Origin of the sequence: Sinorhizobium kostiense, assembly GCF_017874595.1 — a bacterium.
Taxonomy (GTDB): Bacteria; Pseudomonadota; Alphaproteobacteria; order Rhizobiales; family Rhizobiaceae; genus Sinorhizobium; species Sinorhizobium kostiense.
On the sequence record NZ_JAGILA010000009.1, the window covers coordinates 1 to 13,999 of the forward strand.

Annotated in this window: 15 protein-coding genes and 6 pseudogenes; 14 read left to right on the forward strand and 7 right to left on the reverse strand. The window is 60.5% G+C overall.

From position 1 onward, the window contains the following. Window positions 1–273, forward strand: a 273-nt coding sequence (locus J2Z31_RS25200) for a winged helix-turn-helix transcriptional regulator (RefSeq protein ID WP_209605866.1), incomplete at its 5' end; no start/stop codon positions are given. Window positions 274–422: 149 nt separating this feature from the next. Here J2Z31_RS25200 and J2Z31_RS25205 read toward each other — a convergent pair. After that, window positions 423–1,019 (reverse strand): annotated as a pseudogene (locus J2Z31_RS25205) (tyrosine-type recombinase/integrase). Window positions 1,020–1,348: 329 nt separating this feature from the next. Beyond that, complete coding sequence (locus J2Z31_RS30130; protein ID WP_234939654.1) at window positions 1,349–1,636, reverse strand: hypothetical protein; 288 nt, start codon at window positions 1,634–1,636, stop codon at window positions 1,349–1,351. Between J2Z31_RS30130 and kdpA the strand changes: the two are divergent. Continuing rightward, window positions 1,635–3,293 (forward strand): annotated as a pseudogene (kdpA, locus tag J2Z31_RS25215) (potassium-transporting ATPase subunit KdpA); the annotation flags it as partial. The gene J2Z31_RS30130 and the pseudogene kdpA overlap by 2 nt on opposite strands. Window positions 3,294–3,645: 352 nt before the next feature. Here kdpA and J2Z31_RS25225 read toward each other — a convergent pair. Then, window positions 3,646–3,861 carry a hypothetical protein gene (locus tag J2Z31_RS25225; RefSeq protein ID WP_209606268.1) on the reverse strand — a complete coding sequence of 72 codons (216 nt, stop codon included), beginning with the start codon at window positions 3,859–3,861 and terminating at the stop codon, window positions 3,646–3,648. Window positions 3,862–3,916: 55 nt separating this feature from the next. On the opposite strand from J2Z31_RS25225, the gene J2Z31_RS25230 reads away from it, so the two are divergent. Then, the gene (locus tag J2Z31_RS25230; protein WP_408022059.1) at window positions 3,917–4,171 is read left to right on the forward strand and encodes a MerR family transcriptional regulator; all 255 of its coding nucleotides are present in this window, start codon (window positions 3,917–3,919) and stop codon (window positions 4,169–4,171) included. A gap of 25 nt (window positions 4,172–4,196) precedes the next feature. Here the strand turns inward: J2Z31_RS25230 and J2Z31_RS25235 are convergent. Continuing rightward, window positions 4,197–4,507 (reverse strand): annotated as a pseudogene (locus tag J2Z31_RS25235) (hypothetical protein). A 176-nt stretch (window positions 4,508–4,683) separates the two neighbouring features. Between J2Z31_RS25235 and J2Z31_RS25240 the strand changes: the two are divergent. Both J2Z31_RS25240 and J2Z31_RS25245 read left to right on the forward strand, forming a co-directional pair. Further along, on the forward strand, window positions 4,684–4,863 hold the full coding sequence (locus tag J2Z31_RS25240; protein ID WP_209605867.1) for a hypothetical protein: 180 nt from the start codon (window positions 4,684–4,686) through the stop codon (window positions 4,861–4,863). Further along, entirely contained in the window at window positions 4,860–5,381 is a 522-nt protein-coding gene (locus tag J2Z31_RS25245) for a hypothetical protein (RefSeq protein ID WP_209605869.1), read from the forward strand. Before J2Z31_RS25240 ends, J2Z31_RS25245 begins: the two co-directional genes overlap by 4 nt. Before the next feature lie 20 nt (window positions 5,382–5,401). Here J2Z31_RS25245 and J2Z31_RS25250 read toward each other — a convergent pair. Continuing rightward, a pseudogene (locus J2Z31_RS25250) lies at window positions 5,402–5,956 on the reverse strand (cytochrome c); the annotation flags it as partial. Window positions 5,957–6,161: 205 nt separating this feature from the next. Here J2Z31_RS25250 and J2Z31_RS25255 point away from each other — a divergent pair. Beyond that, window positions 6,162–6,407, forward strand: a pseudogene (locus J2Z31_RS25255) (L,D-transpeptidase); the annotation flags it as partial. Between the two features lie 27 nt (window positions 6,408–6,434). Here J2Z31_RS25255 and petA read toward each other — a convergent pair. Next, window positions 6,435–6,991 (reverse strand): annotated as a pseudogene (gene petA, locus J2Z31_RS25260) (ubiquinol-cytochrome c reductase iron-sulfur subunit). A 962-nt stretch (window positions 6,992–7,953) separates the two neighbouring features. Between petA and J2Z31_RS25265 the strand changes: the two are divergent. Next, window positions 7,954–8,682 (forward strand): ParB/RepB/Spo0J family partition protein, encoded by a 729-nt coding sequence (locus J2Z31_RS25265; RefSeq protein ID WP_209605871.1) that lies wholly within the window; start codon window positions 7,954–7,956, stop codon window positions 8,680–8,682. Further along, entirely contained in the window at window positions 8,679–8,834 is a 156-nt protein-coding gene (locus J2Z31_RS25270; protein WP_209605873.1) for a hypothetical protein, read from the forward strand. The genes J2Z31_RS25265 and J2Z31_RS25270 overlap by 4 nt, the downstream gene beginning before the upstream one ends. Window positions 8,835–9,031: 197 nt before the next feature. Here J2Z31_RS25270 and J2Z31_RS29660 read toward each other — a convergent pair whose 3' ends face one another. After that, window positions 9,032–9,160 carry a hypothetical protein gene (locus J2Z31_RS29660; protein WP_268828534.1) on the reverse strand — a complete coding sequence of 43 codons (129 nt, stop codon included), beginning with the start codon at window positions 9,158–9,160 and terminating at the stop codon, window positions 9,032–9,034. Between the two features lie 77 nt (window positions 9,161–9,237). Between J2Z31_RS29660 and J2Z31_RS25275 the strand changes: the two genes are divergently transcribed. The 6 genes from J2Z31_RS25275 to J2Z31_RS25300 all read left to right on the forward strand — a co-directional run bounded on the left by J2Z31_RS25275 (window position 9,238) and on the right by J2Z31_RS25300 (window position 13,986). After that, window positions 9,238–9,450, forward strand: a complete 213-nt coding sequence (locus tag J2Z31_RS25275; RefSeq protein ID WP_209605875.1) for a hypothetical protein — start codon at window positions 9,238–9,240, stop codon at window positions 9,448–9,450. Between the two features lie 576 nt (window positions 9,451–10,026). Next, on the forward strand, window positions 10,027–11,304 hold the full coding sequence (repC, locus tag J2Z31_RS25280; protein WP_209605877.1) for a plasmid replication protein RepC: 1,278 nt from the start codon (window positions 10,027–10,029) through the stop codon (window positions 11,302–11,304). An 11-nt stretch (window positions 11,305–11,315) separates the two neighbouring features. After that, the gene (locus J2Z31_RS25285) at window positions 11,316–11,813 is read left to right on the forward strand and encodes a thermonuclease family protein (RefSeq protein ID WP_209606246.1); all 498 of its coding nucleotides are present in this window, start codon (window positions 11,316–11,318) and stop codon (window positions 11,811–11,813) included. A 400-nt stretch (window positions 11,814–12,213) separates the two neighbouring features. Continuing rightward, window positions 12,214–12,546 (forward strand): DUF736 family protein, encoded by a 333-nt coding sequence (locus J2Z31_RS25290; RefSeq protein WP_209605879.1) that lies wholly within the window; start codon window positions 12,214–12,216, stop codon window positions 12,544–12,546. Between the two features lie 119 nt (window positions 12,547–12,665). Beyond that, on the forward strand, window positions 12,666–12,872 hold the full coding sequence (locus J2Z31_RS25295) for an antitoxin VbhA family protein (RefSeq protein ID WP_014330986.1): 207 nt from the start codon (window positions 12,666–12,668) through the stop codon (window positions 12,870–12,872). Between the two features lie 52 nt (window positions 12,873–12,924). After that, window positions 12,925–13,986, forward strand: a complete 1,062-nt coding sequence (locus J2Z31_RS25300; protein WP_408022060.1) for a Fic/DOC family protein — start codon at window positions 12,925–12,927, stop codon at window positions 13,984–13,986. The last annotated feature ends 13 nt before the right edge of the window (window positions 13,987–13,999 follow it).

Here is a 13,999-nt window from a genome sequence, read left to right on the forward strand (position 1 = left end):
TTCGTGGCGCTCAGGGATGGGCCGGTCCGCTTCAATGAATTGCGACGGCAGATCGACGGCATCTCGCAGCGGATGCTCACGATCACGCTTCGTCAATTGGAGCGGGACGGTTTAATCAGCCGAACCCTCTTTCCGACAATCCCGCCGCGCGTGGATTACGAACTGACCGCCGTCGGAAGAACGCTCCTCGCGCCGGTTATGGCCTTGGTAACCTGGGCAGATTCAAATCGGGATGTGATCGAGGAGGCGCGCCAACGATACGACGCAAGTTAAATCGAGCCGGCCACTCGAAGGTGAACGTCTGCACGACGCACTCAATCGCGCCATTCGTTGCGTTGGACGTAAAGGACCGCAGCGGGTCGAATTTGGCCTTCCGCGTAGCGATATAGTGGCGCTTCTGTTCGAAGCGCCGCCATTAAGTACTACAGCTCAACCTGCTCAGAGATGGCCAAGGCGTCGTCCACCTCGATCCCGAGGTACTGCACGGTGCTCTCCAGCTTCTTGTGGCCGAGCAAGAGCTGGACGGCGCGCAAGTTGCCCGTCTTCTTGTAGATGTGTGCCGCCTTCGTCCGTCTCATCGAGTGTGTGCCGTAGCGTTTGGGATCAAGCCCGATGCTCGACACCCACCTTTCGACGACCCTGCTGTATTGCCGCGTCGACAGATGCGGCAATGCATGCACGCGGCTTGGAAACAGGTAGTCCCGTTCACCGAGGTTGCGATTTCCTATCCATGCAGCGACGGCCTCTCGCGTTTGATCAGTCAGTTAGAATTGCACGGGTCGGCTGGTTTTCCTCTGAATGATGATCGCCCGATCGCGAACCCTTCCGGAAATCGCAACATCAGCAACTGAGATCGCGACCAGATCACAAGCTCGCAATTTGCTGTCGATTGCGAGATTGAACAGCGCCAGGTCGCGCACCGCACCCAACATCTGAAGGCGGGTTCGGATGGCCCAGACCTCCTTCGGCTTCAATGGGGGCTTCTGGCCGATGATGCGGCCCGAGTTCCAGCTAGACATAGCCTTCCTCCCAAGCCACCCTCCACACCGCAGCGCTCAATCTCCAAGCGGAGTGATCGTACTTCGAGAAGCGATTTTTGGGTGGTGAGCGGGAGTTCGTTGCGGTCCGCTGAACAGCGGCTTTGTGGCACAAAGCGGACCCCCGAGATCAGCGGGTCGGACGCTACAGGCTCCCAAGCCTTCACAAGCCCGCATGCAGTGCGACTCTCACTGCATCGGGCAGCTTGTGCAAATCCTCACGCCCAATCCGGATTTTTATCTTTTCCTTATGTGGGCGCCCCAGCATTCCAATCGATAATTGACCCGCCCTGGGTGCATTCTCGGACCACTCAGACGTCAGGAGAAGGCACATGTCCGACATTTTGTTTCTTGCTGCCGGCGCCGGCAGCTTCGCCGTATTTGCGCTCTACGCCCGTGCGCTCGGCCGGCTTTAGGAGGGTTCGATGCTCGAAGCTCTCATCGGCCTCGCCGTCGCCATCGCGCTCGCAGCCTATCTTGTCGTGACGCTGGTCCGGCCCGAGCTCTTCTGAGCCGCCTTCGTTATCGGAGCGGTGAGGAAAGCGCTCGGCGTTCAGCCAGCGTCCCGCTCTGAGCTTTGGAATCGGAGTATTTCCCATGACTATCATCGGGTGGCTGCAGATCAGCCTGCTCTTTCTCGCCGTCGTGATCGTCGTCAAGCCGTTGGGGCTTTACCTGGCGCGCGTCTTTTCCGGCGAGGGCAACGTCTTCTCGCCCATCTTCGCGCCGGTCGAGCGCGGCCTCTATGCGGCCGCCGGCGTCGATCCGGCGAGGGAGCAGGGCTGGCTCGCCTACACCTTGTCCATGCTTGCCTTCAGCCTGGCGGGCTTTCTGTCTCTCTATGCGATCCTGAGGCTGCAGGCCTTCCTGCCCTTGAATCCGCAGGGCTTCGGCAACGTCCCCCCGGATCTCGCCTTCAACACCGCCGTCAGCTTCATCACCAACACCAATTGGCAGAACTATGCGGGCGAGACGACGCTAAGTCATTTCAGCCAGATGGTCGGCCTCACGTTGCAGAACTTCGTCTCGGCGGCGAGCGGCATTGCGATAGCGCTCGCGGTCACGAGAGCCTTCGCGTGCTCGGCCGTCCCCACTATCGGCAACTTCTGGGTCGACCTCACACGGGCGACCCTCTACGTGCTGTTGCCGATCGCGGCCCTCGTCGCGGTCGCCTTCGTAGCGATGGGGCTGCCTCAGACGTTCAATGCCTCCGTCGAGGCCACGACGCTCGAGGGCGCGAAGCAGACGATCGCGCTCGGCCCTGTCGCGAGCCAGGAAGCCATCAAGCAGCTCGGCACCAATGGCGGCGGCTTCTTCAACGCCAACGCCGCGCATCCCTTCGAAAACCCGACGGCGCTTTCCAACTATCTCAACATCTTCGCCATGCTGTCGCTTTCGACGGCGTTGCTCTACGCCTTCGGTCAACTCGTCGGCAACCGCCGCCAGGGCTGGGCCTTCATCGCCGTGACGGCGGCCTTCCTGATTGCGGGCGTCGCAGTCGTCTATTGGGCGGAAGCGGCAGGCAACCCGATTCTTTCCGCACTCGGCCTCGATCCTGCGCTCGGCAACATGGAGGGCAAGGAGGTTCGCTTCGGCCAGGCGATGACGGCGCTCTATGCGACCGTGACGACGGGTCTCTCCGATGGCGGTGTCAACGGCATGCATGGTTCGTTCACCGGCCTCGGCGGCCTCGTTCCAATGTTCCTGATCCAGCTCGGGGAGGTCCTGCCCGGCGGGGTCGGCTCCGGTCTTTACGGCATGATCGTCTTCGGGGTCCTCGCCGTTTTCGTCGCCGGCCTAATGGTCGGCCGCACGCCCGAGCTCCTCGGCAAGAAGATCGAATCGCGCGAAATGAAATATGCGATGTTCGCGGTGCTCATCCTGCCGGTCGCGATCCTCGGCTTCACGGCGATTTCCGCCGTCCTGCCTTCGGCGGTCGCCAGTATCGGCACCGCCGGTCCGCATGGGCTTTCGGAAATCCTCTATGCCTATACCTCTGCCGCCGGCAATAACGGCTCGGCCTTCGGCGGGCTCACGGGCAATACGCTCTGGTACAACACGACGCTCGGCTTTGCGATGCTCCTCGGCCGTTTCGCCTATGCCGTCCCCGTACTCGCGATCGCCGGCTCGATCGCCGCTAAGACGCGCGTCCCCGCATCCAAGGGCACCTTCCCGACCGACACGCCGCTCTTCGGACTCCTGATCGGCATCATCCTCATTCTCGGCGGGCTGCAGTTACTCGCCGAGGCCTCTTTGTTCTCCGGCCATTTTCACTGCGATGCGATCGCCATCGTAGCGACGGAAGTGATGGCGGTCGCGGTCGCCGAAGTCGGGCGGTTGCTGAACCAGGATCATGTCTTTGCCCTGGAGTGGACGAAGCACCTTTCGCGGGAACTGCAAAGCGCACGGAAGCGCGCCGAAATCATTTCGCTTCGAACGGTCGGAGCCCGAGTCGACGCTTGGCTGACATGGAACGATGGCGATCTGCCTCCGAAGGGTGAATGGCGGAGGCTGGCGGAAGAATCGCCGTGTCGCCGGAAGCGCTATACAGGGAGATTTCCCGACGCCGCGGTATTCGTCGACAATCTGACTCGGAAAGTGCACTAGGTCAGGAGCGCCGGCGATATGGCCGCAACCTTGCGACGGCACGGTAGGCATCCGCTAGCGCGCCGCTGCCATCAGCCAGTCTGTCAGGGTCGTTCGCTTCGGTAGCCGCTTCCAATGCCCGCAACAGGTGTTCGGCCACAGCAAGCTCACGCAGGCGACACGCCCGTTCGAACAGCGCGAGGATGTCCTCCTCCAATTTGTGGCGAGGGTTCGTCATAGGTAGTCTCCACCCGATAATGCTACGGCTTACAACGGTGGCAAGGTCAAGCCAAATGAGGATCGAGACTGAGTTCCGCCGCCGGCGACAACAGGAAGCAGAAGAAGCGAGCCGTGCCCCCTGTAGCCACGTCGCCGAGTTGGAGCGCAACATCGCCGCCATCCAGGAAATGACGAAAACGCTGACGCATCTCGCGAGCCACTGCCATGGTGATGATCGGCCGGATTGCCCAATCATTGAGGAAATCGCCAACGGGGGCGGAAACGAACGAAGGCCGTCAGCGCCCTTCGGTATCACTTCGCTGAAATGAGCGGCTCGTCGAATCGACCAACGCGTCAGACGTTATCTGGCGATGCGAAAAAGCAATTTACATCGTCTTCCGTTGGATGAAGGCAGATATGATAATTGCTTTCTCCGGACGGTATTTCGGTCCGTAGGGAATGAAGAAACTGTGCGGTTTGGTTGCGAGGTGATGGTCTTCGGGGTTGAGGACAACCGAGGAACCTCGGCGGCCCTTGCTGACGCCCGAGCCGGGGATCGCATGACAGTCCCCTCCGACGTCGTTGCCCTTGCAGCAGGCCGGAGGATAGGTCCACCCACTGCTGGCTTGATGGGCGTCGCTCGCTACTACGAGGCCAATCGACATGACGGCTAAGCTGATCACCGACACTTCGATGTCCTTGCGGTTGTCATTCGACCCCCTCACGCGCTGCCTGGCCCAACCGATTTTGCGGCAGACTCCGACAGTTGGGAGATAATTTGCGTGATCACTAATGTAGAATTGCGCTATCCAGATAAGCAACGGCCACGAGGCAAGCAAAGATGCCAGATCAGTCCCCTTATCCTGGCATGCCGCGCTGGGTGAAAATCTCCGGAATCGTCGTCGCCGTGCTGATAGTGATGGCGGCGATTGTCATCGCGTTTGACATCGGCGGCCCCCACGGGCCGGGCCGCCACATGTCTCCCGTACGCGAAACGCCGCCCACGAATGACCGCCCATGACAATGACTGGTGCCCTCCGCAAGTTCACCCTCGTTCTTCATGTCATTTCCTCGGTGAGTTCACTTGGTGCGGTGGCGTGCTTCCTGGCGCTCGGCCTGGTCGGGCTGGTCAGCACGGGAGCTGAGACGGCGCCAAGCCCGTATGCCGCGATGGACGCCATCGCACGCCTCGTCATAGTCCCGCTGGTTTTCGCGTCGCTCCTTACGGGCCTCGTGCAGGCGCTCGGCACTACGTGGGGCCTGTTCCGACACTACTGGGTGCTTGCGAAATTGCTGCTGACCCTGCTGACCGCGGTCGTGCTGCTGCTACAGATGGATTTGATAAGCTACGTTGCGGGGGCAGCCACGAAAGGCTTGGCGAAAGTCGATCTTCTCGGCATGAGGCGCTCGCTCGTAGTCCACGCCGCCGGCGGGATCGTCGTTTTGCTCATGACGACGGTGCTTTCGATCTACAAGCCGCACGGTCTGACGCGATACGGTTGGCGAAAGCAGCAGAGCCAACTCCGCGAGCGGCCGTAGCAGTTAGCTTCAAGCATTTCCTTCGTGCGAAACTTGGCATGGCAGGAGGTGCAAGTCTGCAGCAGCATGTGAAACGCGTGCTCGGCGGGCATCGACGCCACGTCCCGTGCCGCCTGCGGTTTTTCCGCGAGCGGTCAGCCCATCATCGCATCGCCGCCCTGCATGCGCATTTGAGGGCTGAAAACATCCGGGTTGCGATCCGCCGCGGCTGAGAGCGCGGACGCATAGACGCCAAGGTCGGCGGCGAGCTTGTCGAACTGGTCGCGTTCGGCTTCGATGCCGGCGCTGGCCTTCGAACCCGGCGCGGTGACGGAACCGTCGAAGAGAGACGACAGGCGGTGCCCCGAACGGGATCCGATCGTTGCAGCGGCGGCCTTGAACGCCTTCGCATCATAGGCCGACGATCCCTTGAACATCGCATTGATGGTCTTCGCGGCCACCGCCATTGCCTCCATGTCCTGCTGTCTTTGCGCGACGCTTCTCGATTGCAGGTTCTCTGCCGCCGTCGCGGAGAACGCTGCGGCTGCGCTCGCCACCAGAATGAGACCGAACATCTTCACGGCCTTTGAACCCATTCACCAAACCTTCCTAACACGTCGACTGTTGACCAGGATCAAGGTAACCGTTTCGACCCTCGCCGCAATGTGATCACAAGGGCCTGCAGCGAGATCGTCAGGGATATTGGCCATTTTGGGGCGTGGCATTGGCCCTGAGGCTTCCGGCTCTATCTTTGCTCCGAGAGCGGGTCCCGTCATGGAGCTGTTGACCATGGATGAAGAGCGCGGCGGAATGGAGCCGGGGCCCGACAATCCGCTCGGAGCCCGCGCTCTCTATATCTTCAAGGACGGCGAGGACACGCTCTACCGCTTCTACGGATCGCCCGAATGGTGGAGCATTGGCAAGCATGTTTCGTCAGGCCGCGTCCGGATGATCAACCAGGACGTCATCGATCTCTATAACCGCGTTGCGGACGGAACCCCGATCCTTGTCACGGACCTGTCGAACGACAAGCCGGACCGATCCTAGAAAGTTGCCCGGCTTATGGTGCGCGGCTTATCCGATGCGAACGACGGTTTCCGAGGTGAATCCGAACGGGGGAATCGCAAGGTTCTCCGGTGCGGGCCCCTTCCGGACGCGCCCGGCAGTGTCATTGTGCGATCCGTGGCAAGGGCAGAACCAGTCTCCGAAATCCCCAGCCTGTCCGAGTGGCACGCAGCCGAGGTGCGTACACACTCCAATCATCACAATCCAGTTCTCCTTCCCTCCCCTGCAGAGCGGGCGAGATCGGTCGCTGGCTGGTCATCGGCAAGGTTGGCGTTCCGCGCCAAAGGATCCTTGAGATCATCAAGCACAGTCGCTCGTGCTACCTCGACTTCCTGCTGGGTGCGGTTGCGAATGAAGACTGGCCGGCCCCGCCATTTTACGGTTAGTGACATGCCTTCCACCAAGGACGATATGTCCACTTCGATAGAGGCCATTGCAAGCGTCGACGCATCAGGGCGCATCTGGTCGATGAATGGCCAGGAGGCGGCCCCGACACCCACGGCCCCGGCCATGGCGGTCACCAGATAGAGAAAGTCACGTTTGGTAGGTTCGACTGTTTCGTTCATCGCCAGTAACGCTGCCCTGCTTGAAGAAGGCACTCGTCACGATGCAGGCTGTCATCGCCCGCGCAAAAAGATTTTATTCCGTACGGGAAGGCAAGGAAAGGAGGAACACTCGCTCGCGATTGGCGGAATGGGATGGAACGAACGACAAACTTGTCGGTCCTCCGCACCCAGTCGTTTATTCTGTCTGTTTGCTGCGCTTCGGATTAGAAGGGGATATCTTGAAGCTCGCAATGATTTTCCCATCATGAACGCTGACCAATCTGACTCGCTGTAGAGTAGCTACTGGGATGGCAGTTGTCCGGCAAAGCCGCGTCCAGGTTTTTCGCATTGGACTTTTGCTTACCACCCTATTGAGAAGTTCAGCGTTGTCGCGTGAGGCGTTTTCCAGCCGCGCCGGCACAGGCCGGCATGCGGCCGCAGCGAGCATCAGCGAGCGGACAGCCGAAGGCAACCCGCGCCCGCCAGGTAGCGCCGTAGGGTTTGCCGGAGGCTTGTGGGAAACGCCTGCATCAGCGGTACAATTTTACATTGAACCGCTTGCCGGGCGCAGTCGGTCCCGGTTTCCGCCCTTCGGGCGGTCGCTATGCTAAACCTCCTGCGGCTGCCCTTTTTACCGGTCAAGCGGTGCGCGAACTGGCTCCGGCTGCGCCTGCGCCTGGTATGCTCATTGCTTGCTTCAGTGGGGAAAGGGCGCTCTGCCCCCTCTCCCCTGCAAGGGGAAAATCGGTCTCCCCGTCCTTCCTCCGCTCGCCTTTAGCTCGCTCCGTGTAGGATCGACGCGGATCCGCTCGAGGCGGATCTGCGTCGCCCTTCGGCTACGCCTCGGGCGGGTGATCCCCCTCCGATTTGTCCCCTTGGCCCCCCTCTCCCCCGCTGTTCCGCACGAGCTCGGGAGCAGGAGCGGGCTCCTGCCTCTTCGGGCATGAGGCCGCTTCGCGGGAATAGGGAAAAAGGGAACCATCATGACTGACATCATCACTGTTGCATTGAGCAAGCTCGACGCCGATCCGAGGAACGTGCGCAAGACCTACAGTGCCGAGGGCATCGAGGCGCTGGCAGCAAACATTCGAGCCGATGGCTACCGGCTTCTGCAAAACCTCGTTGTCCGTAAGGGCGATAAGAAGGGCCGCTATATCGTCGTCGCCGGTGGACGCCGATTGGCTGCGCTCAAGCTGTTGGCGGAGGCGGGCGAGATCACCAAGGATTACCCCGTCGAGTGCAAGGAACGCGAAGGGGAGATCGCCACGGAAATCAGCCTCGCGGAGAACGTCATGCGCGAGGAAATGCACCCGGTTGACCAGTACGAGGCATTTGACGCACCGGCTAAACAAGGAAAAGGCATTGCCGACATTGCCGCCCGGTTCGGCACGACCGAAACCATCGTCCGCAAGCGGCTGGCTCTTGCCCGCGTTTCGCCGATCCTTTTGCAGCAGTTCCGCGACGAGGACATGAGCTTTGCGCAGCTATCGGCGTTCACGGTCAGCGATGATCACGAAATGCAGGTGACCGTCTGGAACTCGCTCACCTCTTGGAACCGCGACCCTCATTCAATCCGGCGAGTGCTGACCGAGGAAATGATTCCGGCGACGGACAAGCGCGTGCAGTTCATCGGCGGGCTGGCTGCATATGAGGAAGCCGGTGGATCGGTAAAGCGCGATCTCTTTGACGACCGCAACGCGGTTACGCGATGAACGTCGCTTTGGTCGAAAAGTTGGTGGCTGAAAAGCTCGAGACGGCCGCCGCGACCGTTCGTGCCGAAGGCTGGAAATGGGTCGAGTGCTCCGCCACGGCCCCTGCCGGTTATCATGCGATGAAGCGCCACTATCCCGAGGCCTTCCTCTAAAGAAGATCAGGCGGCGCTTGATGCCACACAGGCGGAATATGACGAGCTTGCCGAGTTGATTGAAAGCGGCATAGCCGACGACGAGGCAGAGGCGAACTGTCCGACGTCGAAAAGCGGATCGACACTCTGAATGCCCGATCGGAAGCCTATAGCCCGGAGGCATTCGAACAGGCGGGAACCTTCGTGTTCCTCGACTATCACGGTCGGCTTGCCATCGAGCGCGGCTTTGTGAAGCCGGGAGAAGTCGAGTCGGCGGGAGATGAGGACGAGGACGGCGAAGGCTTGCCGAGCGCCAGCGGCGCGGCAATGCCCAAGTCACCGAGCATCAGCCATTCCGCCGCGCTGATCGAGGACCTGACGGCTCACAAGACCGCTGCCTTGCGTGTCGAACTGGTATCCGGACGTGGCGCTTGTTGCCGTCGTTCATGCGATGCTGCTGCGCGTGGCCTATCCGTACAATTCGGAGCAGAGCGCCCTACAGTTGTTGCTCACGCACGAACGGTTGGAGCCGTCGATGAAGGACGCCGAAAGCTGCAAAGGGTTTTCCGCCTTCAACGATCTTGCGGGCAACTATGGCCATCACCTGCCGGGAAATCCTGCCGATCTGTTCGATTGACTGTTGGAGCAGCCGCGAGACATGGTGCTGATGCTTCTCGCATTCGGCGCGGCGCACTCGGTCAATGCGGTGGAGAAGAAGTTTACAGATCTGGCCCACAATCATGTTGAGGGGAGGCCCGACTCCCCTCCCCTCAAACTCCCCTTCCCGCCCGGGTGTTCTTGCGTTTCAGGAACTGTTATGAAGCATATTGCTTCAGCATTTTTGACTCAAGGCGGCGTCTTAAGATCAGCAAAAACGCGGCAAGCCACTAAAAAATAAGGGCATTCTCGGTCTAGCACGCGCCTTACAGGCCGTTGCGTGTAGCACGTTGTTGCACCTTTTTGATCTATGAGGCTATTTTTCGAATGGCGGAATCAGTCGTGATTCCGGCGCTCACGCATCTGATCAAATTTCACGGAGATGACAGGCCCGACCAGAAAAGAAAAACCGCTCCCGAAGAAGTCCGGAAGCGGGGTCTATGAGTCAATAAATTAGCCGAATTCTTTCTCGCAGACCCTCCCTTCCCTGTCAATTGTAAAAGCACCTTTTCGGTGAACGGCGAAGCTTTGCCTGGTCCCTAAGTGGAGACGAGGAATGGGGAATACCCAAATTCATCAGCGGCCAATCGGCCGCAGGATAACGCCGCAGCGTGCGCAATTCCGGCGTCTGGCAGAGTCGGCGGATATCGGAACCGTGACGCGTGCCCAATTGGCCGTGCTTGCTCAAAGCCTGACATGCACAGGGCTAATCAACGGGACCGAAAGCCACCTGTTGGTGGCGCTGATCAATACGGTTCCCGCTGAATCATTCGACAGGGCCGGCCGTCCGATCGTATTCAAGTCGAACCAGCAACTGGCCTTCGAAATTGGCCGGTCGGTCGGTCGCGTCAGCCGCATGCTATCCAGCCTCTTCGACGCTGGCCTGATCACGATGCAGGACAGCGGCAACTACAAGCGCTATCCCATCCGCAATGGCGACGGCGAGATCACGGACGGTTGCGGAATCGACCTTCGCATCCTAATCGTCCGATATGCCGAGCTTGACGAGCTCGTGAGACAGGTTCGGGCTGAGAAGAAAGCCGCCGACGCGGCGCTACGGCGCTACCGCGGGGCGCTTCGCAATGCCCGCCATGCCCTTTCGACAGCAGCACAGCTTTCCGCGCAGGTATTGGATCGCATCGGATCCCGCATCGAGCGTGTAAGCGATTTTGTTGGAGCTGCTGGCAAGGCCTCGAGCGGGATGCTGCGTCGCGCAACCGCCATTTTGGAGTGGCTTGCGGAGCGGATGATGCAGCTCCCGCGCCGATCGGCAGAAGCGCAAGAAGCGCAAAATATGACATGCCCGTATGTCGAAAACGGCATGCACAAACAGATTACAACTCCTCATCCCTTTGACGAGAGTAATCACGAACGGCGTTCGGCTAACGCCGAACAACTCAGTTCGCCTAAGGCTGGCTCCGCCAGCGATTGGGCTTTTGAAGAAAGCCTGAGGCGAGGCCGGAGCGAAATCAACCAGCCACGGCGCTTACCGCAGGCAGTGGTGGAATTGCAAGACGTGCTTAGGGCGGTGCCAGCGTTGAAGACCTACGGGTTTGCCCCCAGCAGTTGGGCCGACCTAGCGCGGGCCGTGCCGCTGATGTGCCGGTTTGCCGGGATCTCCGAGGATGCCCGCGCCCGCGCGGTCGAGCAGATGGGCGAGCAGCAAGCCGCCGTCGCCGTCGCCGTGACACTTGAGAAGTACGACCGGCAGGAAGTCAGCTCGCCGGGAGGATATTTGCGGGCTATGACGGACCGCGCGGCCGCGGGCGAATTGCACCTCGCCCGCTCTGTCTTCGGGCTCGCCGCCCGAAATTCCATGGAGGTCAGACATTGAGACGTAACGCTTTGCCGGCGCTTTTCGCCGCCCTTGTCATCATTCACGGTTCGGCGGAGGCCGCGGATTATTCCGGCCGTGCCCGCGTGATCGATGGCGACACCATCAGCATCCGGAATCAGCGAATCAGGATAGCGGCGATCGATGCTTGCGAGCGCGACCAGGCCGGATTGAAAGACGGGAAGTTATGGCGCTGTGGCGTCGCAGCTCGCAGCTATCTTGGGAAAATGATCGACGGCCGGCACGTTCGCTGCGACATCATCGATCAGGATCAGTATCGCCGCCTGGTGGGCCAGTGCTTCGTTGGAGACGTCGATATCGGCCTTGCGATGGTGAAAGCAGGACTGGCGGAGGCAATGCTACGGTATCTGCCGGCGACCCACTCGATCAACGAGGTCGAGTACGGCCAGACCGAGAACCGCGCCCGCGATAATGGCTTTGGCATGTGGTCGGCCGAGATCGAGAGCCCGCACGTCTATCGTCGTTCCAAACCTTCCGGGAACCAGTGACCCGCGAGATAGCCAATACGGAGCAGTGGCGCCGACGGCGTGCGAAGCATATTGCTTCAGTGTCACCGTCGGAACCGCCGCAAAACACTGTTGATCAGGTCGCACAATTGCATCATATTGGTGCAAATTGTGCGGTTGGTACGTCGCTGAGAAACGGGGAAACGTTGCCAAAACGGTTCAAACCACACTCCTTCAGGGCGGTTGCTTTTGACGCTCGTTCGCACGTCGACGCGGTCTACGCAAAGCGGACGCCACAAAAATTTCCCCGCCTTCGGCTTCCTCGCGAAGCAAATTTTTGCGTCCTCTCGCCTCCTCCGCTCACGCTCCGGCCTACGGTGCGCACTGCTTTCCGCCGTGCCTTTGGAACGATCATCGCAACCACGAAAGAGGAGTGAAAGACATGAACATCACCAACTACATCCAGTTCGACGGCGACAACCTCGACACCGCAAAGGGCGCCGGCCTCATCTCCACTATCGACCGCGACATGGACATCAAGGTCGTGCCGTTCGAGTCCGACAATGAAAAGGCCCCGACGCACCGCGTCTACGCCAAGTCGCCGCGCGGCCATGACATCGAGGTCGGCGGCATCTGGAAGAAAGAGAACCAGGACGGTAAGCCGTACTACACCCTCTCGATCCGCAAGCTTCGCTACAACGCCAATCTCGGCCGGTTCCCCAGCCAGGACGATGCCTCCCTGCAGGCGATCATCGAATGGGAACCCCGCGATTAATCCGCTCAGAGCGCCCGGCGAGCAGCCGGGCGCCCACCATTGAAGGCCGGAAAATCCGGCAAAGTGCTGGATTTCCAGCACTTTTCCTGCTAGGGTGGCCCGTAACTGGAGATTTGCCGATGAACGTTCATTCCCGCCGTCCGGATCGTTCCCCGGAAGCCATCGAGAAGCGGCGTAAGGCCGTCGAGCAGGCGCGCGCTGCCAACATCCGGCAGGGCTATGTTCACGATCCGGTGCTCGAGGCGGCCAACGCCCGCTATGTCGCCGGCGACATTACCACGGAAGAATTTCGCGAAGAGATGCTGGCGCGCTTCAAGCGCGCCTGATCTTCGATCAGTGATTTGAACAAGCCGCCTGCATTCCCGGGCGGCTTTTTTCATGAGGAATCGATTGGTAAACGAGCAGCCAAAGGGCTCTTACACCTACCCCGACGTTCCCGGCGATCCAGATCGCACGGGCGTCTTGCGCAACAAACTCAGCCTGACGACGCATTCGGAATTGCGGCTGGCCGAATACGCGTTGACCAACATCCGGCTGATCGAGATAACCGGGGGACGTGGGCCGAGCGGTAATTTCGACAAGGCGCATCTGAAGGCGATCCACGGTTATATCTTTCAGGATGTCTATGAATGGGCCGGTCATACGCGCAACGAGAGTCCCGTCGTTGATGGACAGCGCGTGGAGCCAATCGGCGGCCTCTCAAAGGGCGGCACTTCGTTCCTGCCCGGCTCGCGCATAGAAACGGGCTTGGACGAGGCGCTGAAGCCGATCCGAGATCCGCAGGCCCTTCGCAATGCGACGCCGGAGGAATTTGCTGAGCGCGCCGGAAAAGTCCTCTCGGAGCTGAACTATGTGCACCCTTTTCGGGAGGGAAACGGACGTGCCCAAGAGGCGCTGGTCTCGGCTGTAGGCCGTCATTACGGGCACGAGATCGACTTTTCCGTAATCACCAAGCCGCGCATGATCGAGACGTCGATCGAGACCACGAACGACCCGTCCAGTCCGGCAATGAAGCATGTGATTGAGGACGCGATGAACCCGGCCCGCAGGGAGGCCATCCGATCCGCATTCGAAGACTTGCGGGAGGCCGGTGAGGAGCCACTGCAACACAATGTTCGCACCGCATGCCAAGGCGAGGAGATCACAGGAACGGTTCTCGGCCACGACAATCGCGTCGCCAGCCTTGTGACTGATCAGGGAATTGTCGTCGCCGATCGCGCGGACCTTCCCGAGAGGCTGCCGGACGACGAGGAAATCACCTTCACCGCCAGATCGGACTTTTCCCGAGTAAGGCGCGAGCAGTCGGCCCAGGAGGCGCAATCGCAGCCGGCGCCAGCGCGGCAATCACAGCAGGACCATAATCCGGAGCTGAAGGCGATCGAGGCGCAAATGGCGGCACAGCGCAGTCGGGAGCGTGATGACGACGATCGCGAACGGTAACCTGCCCACCGGC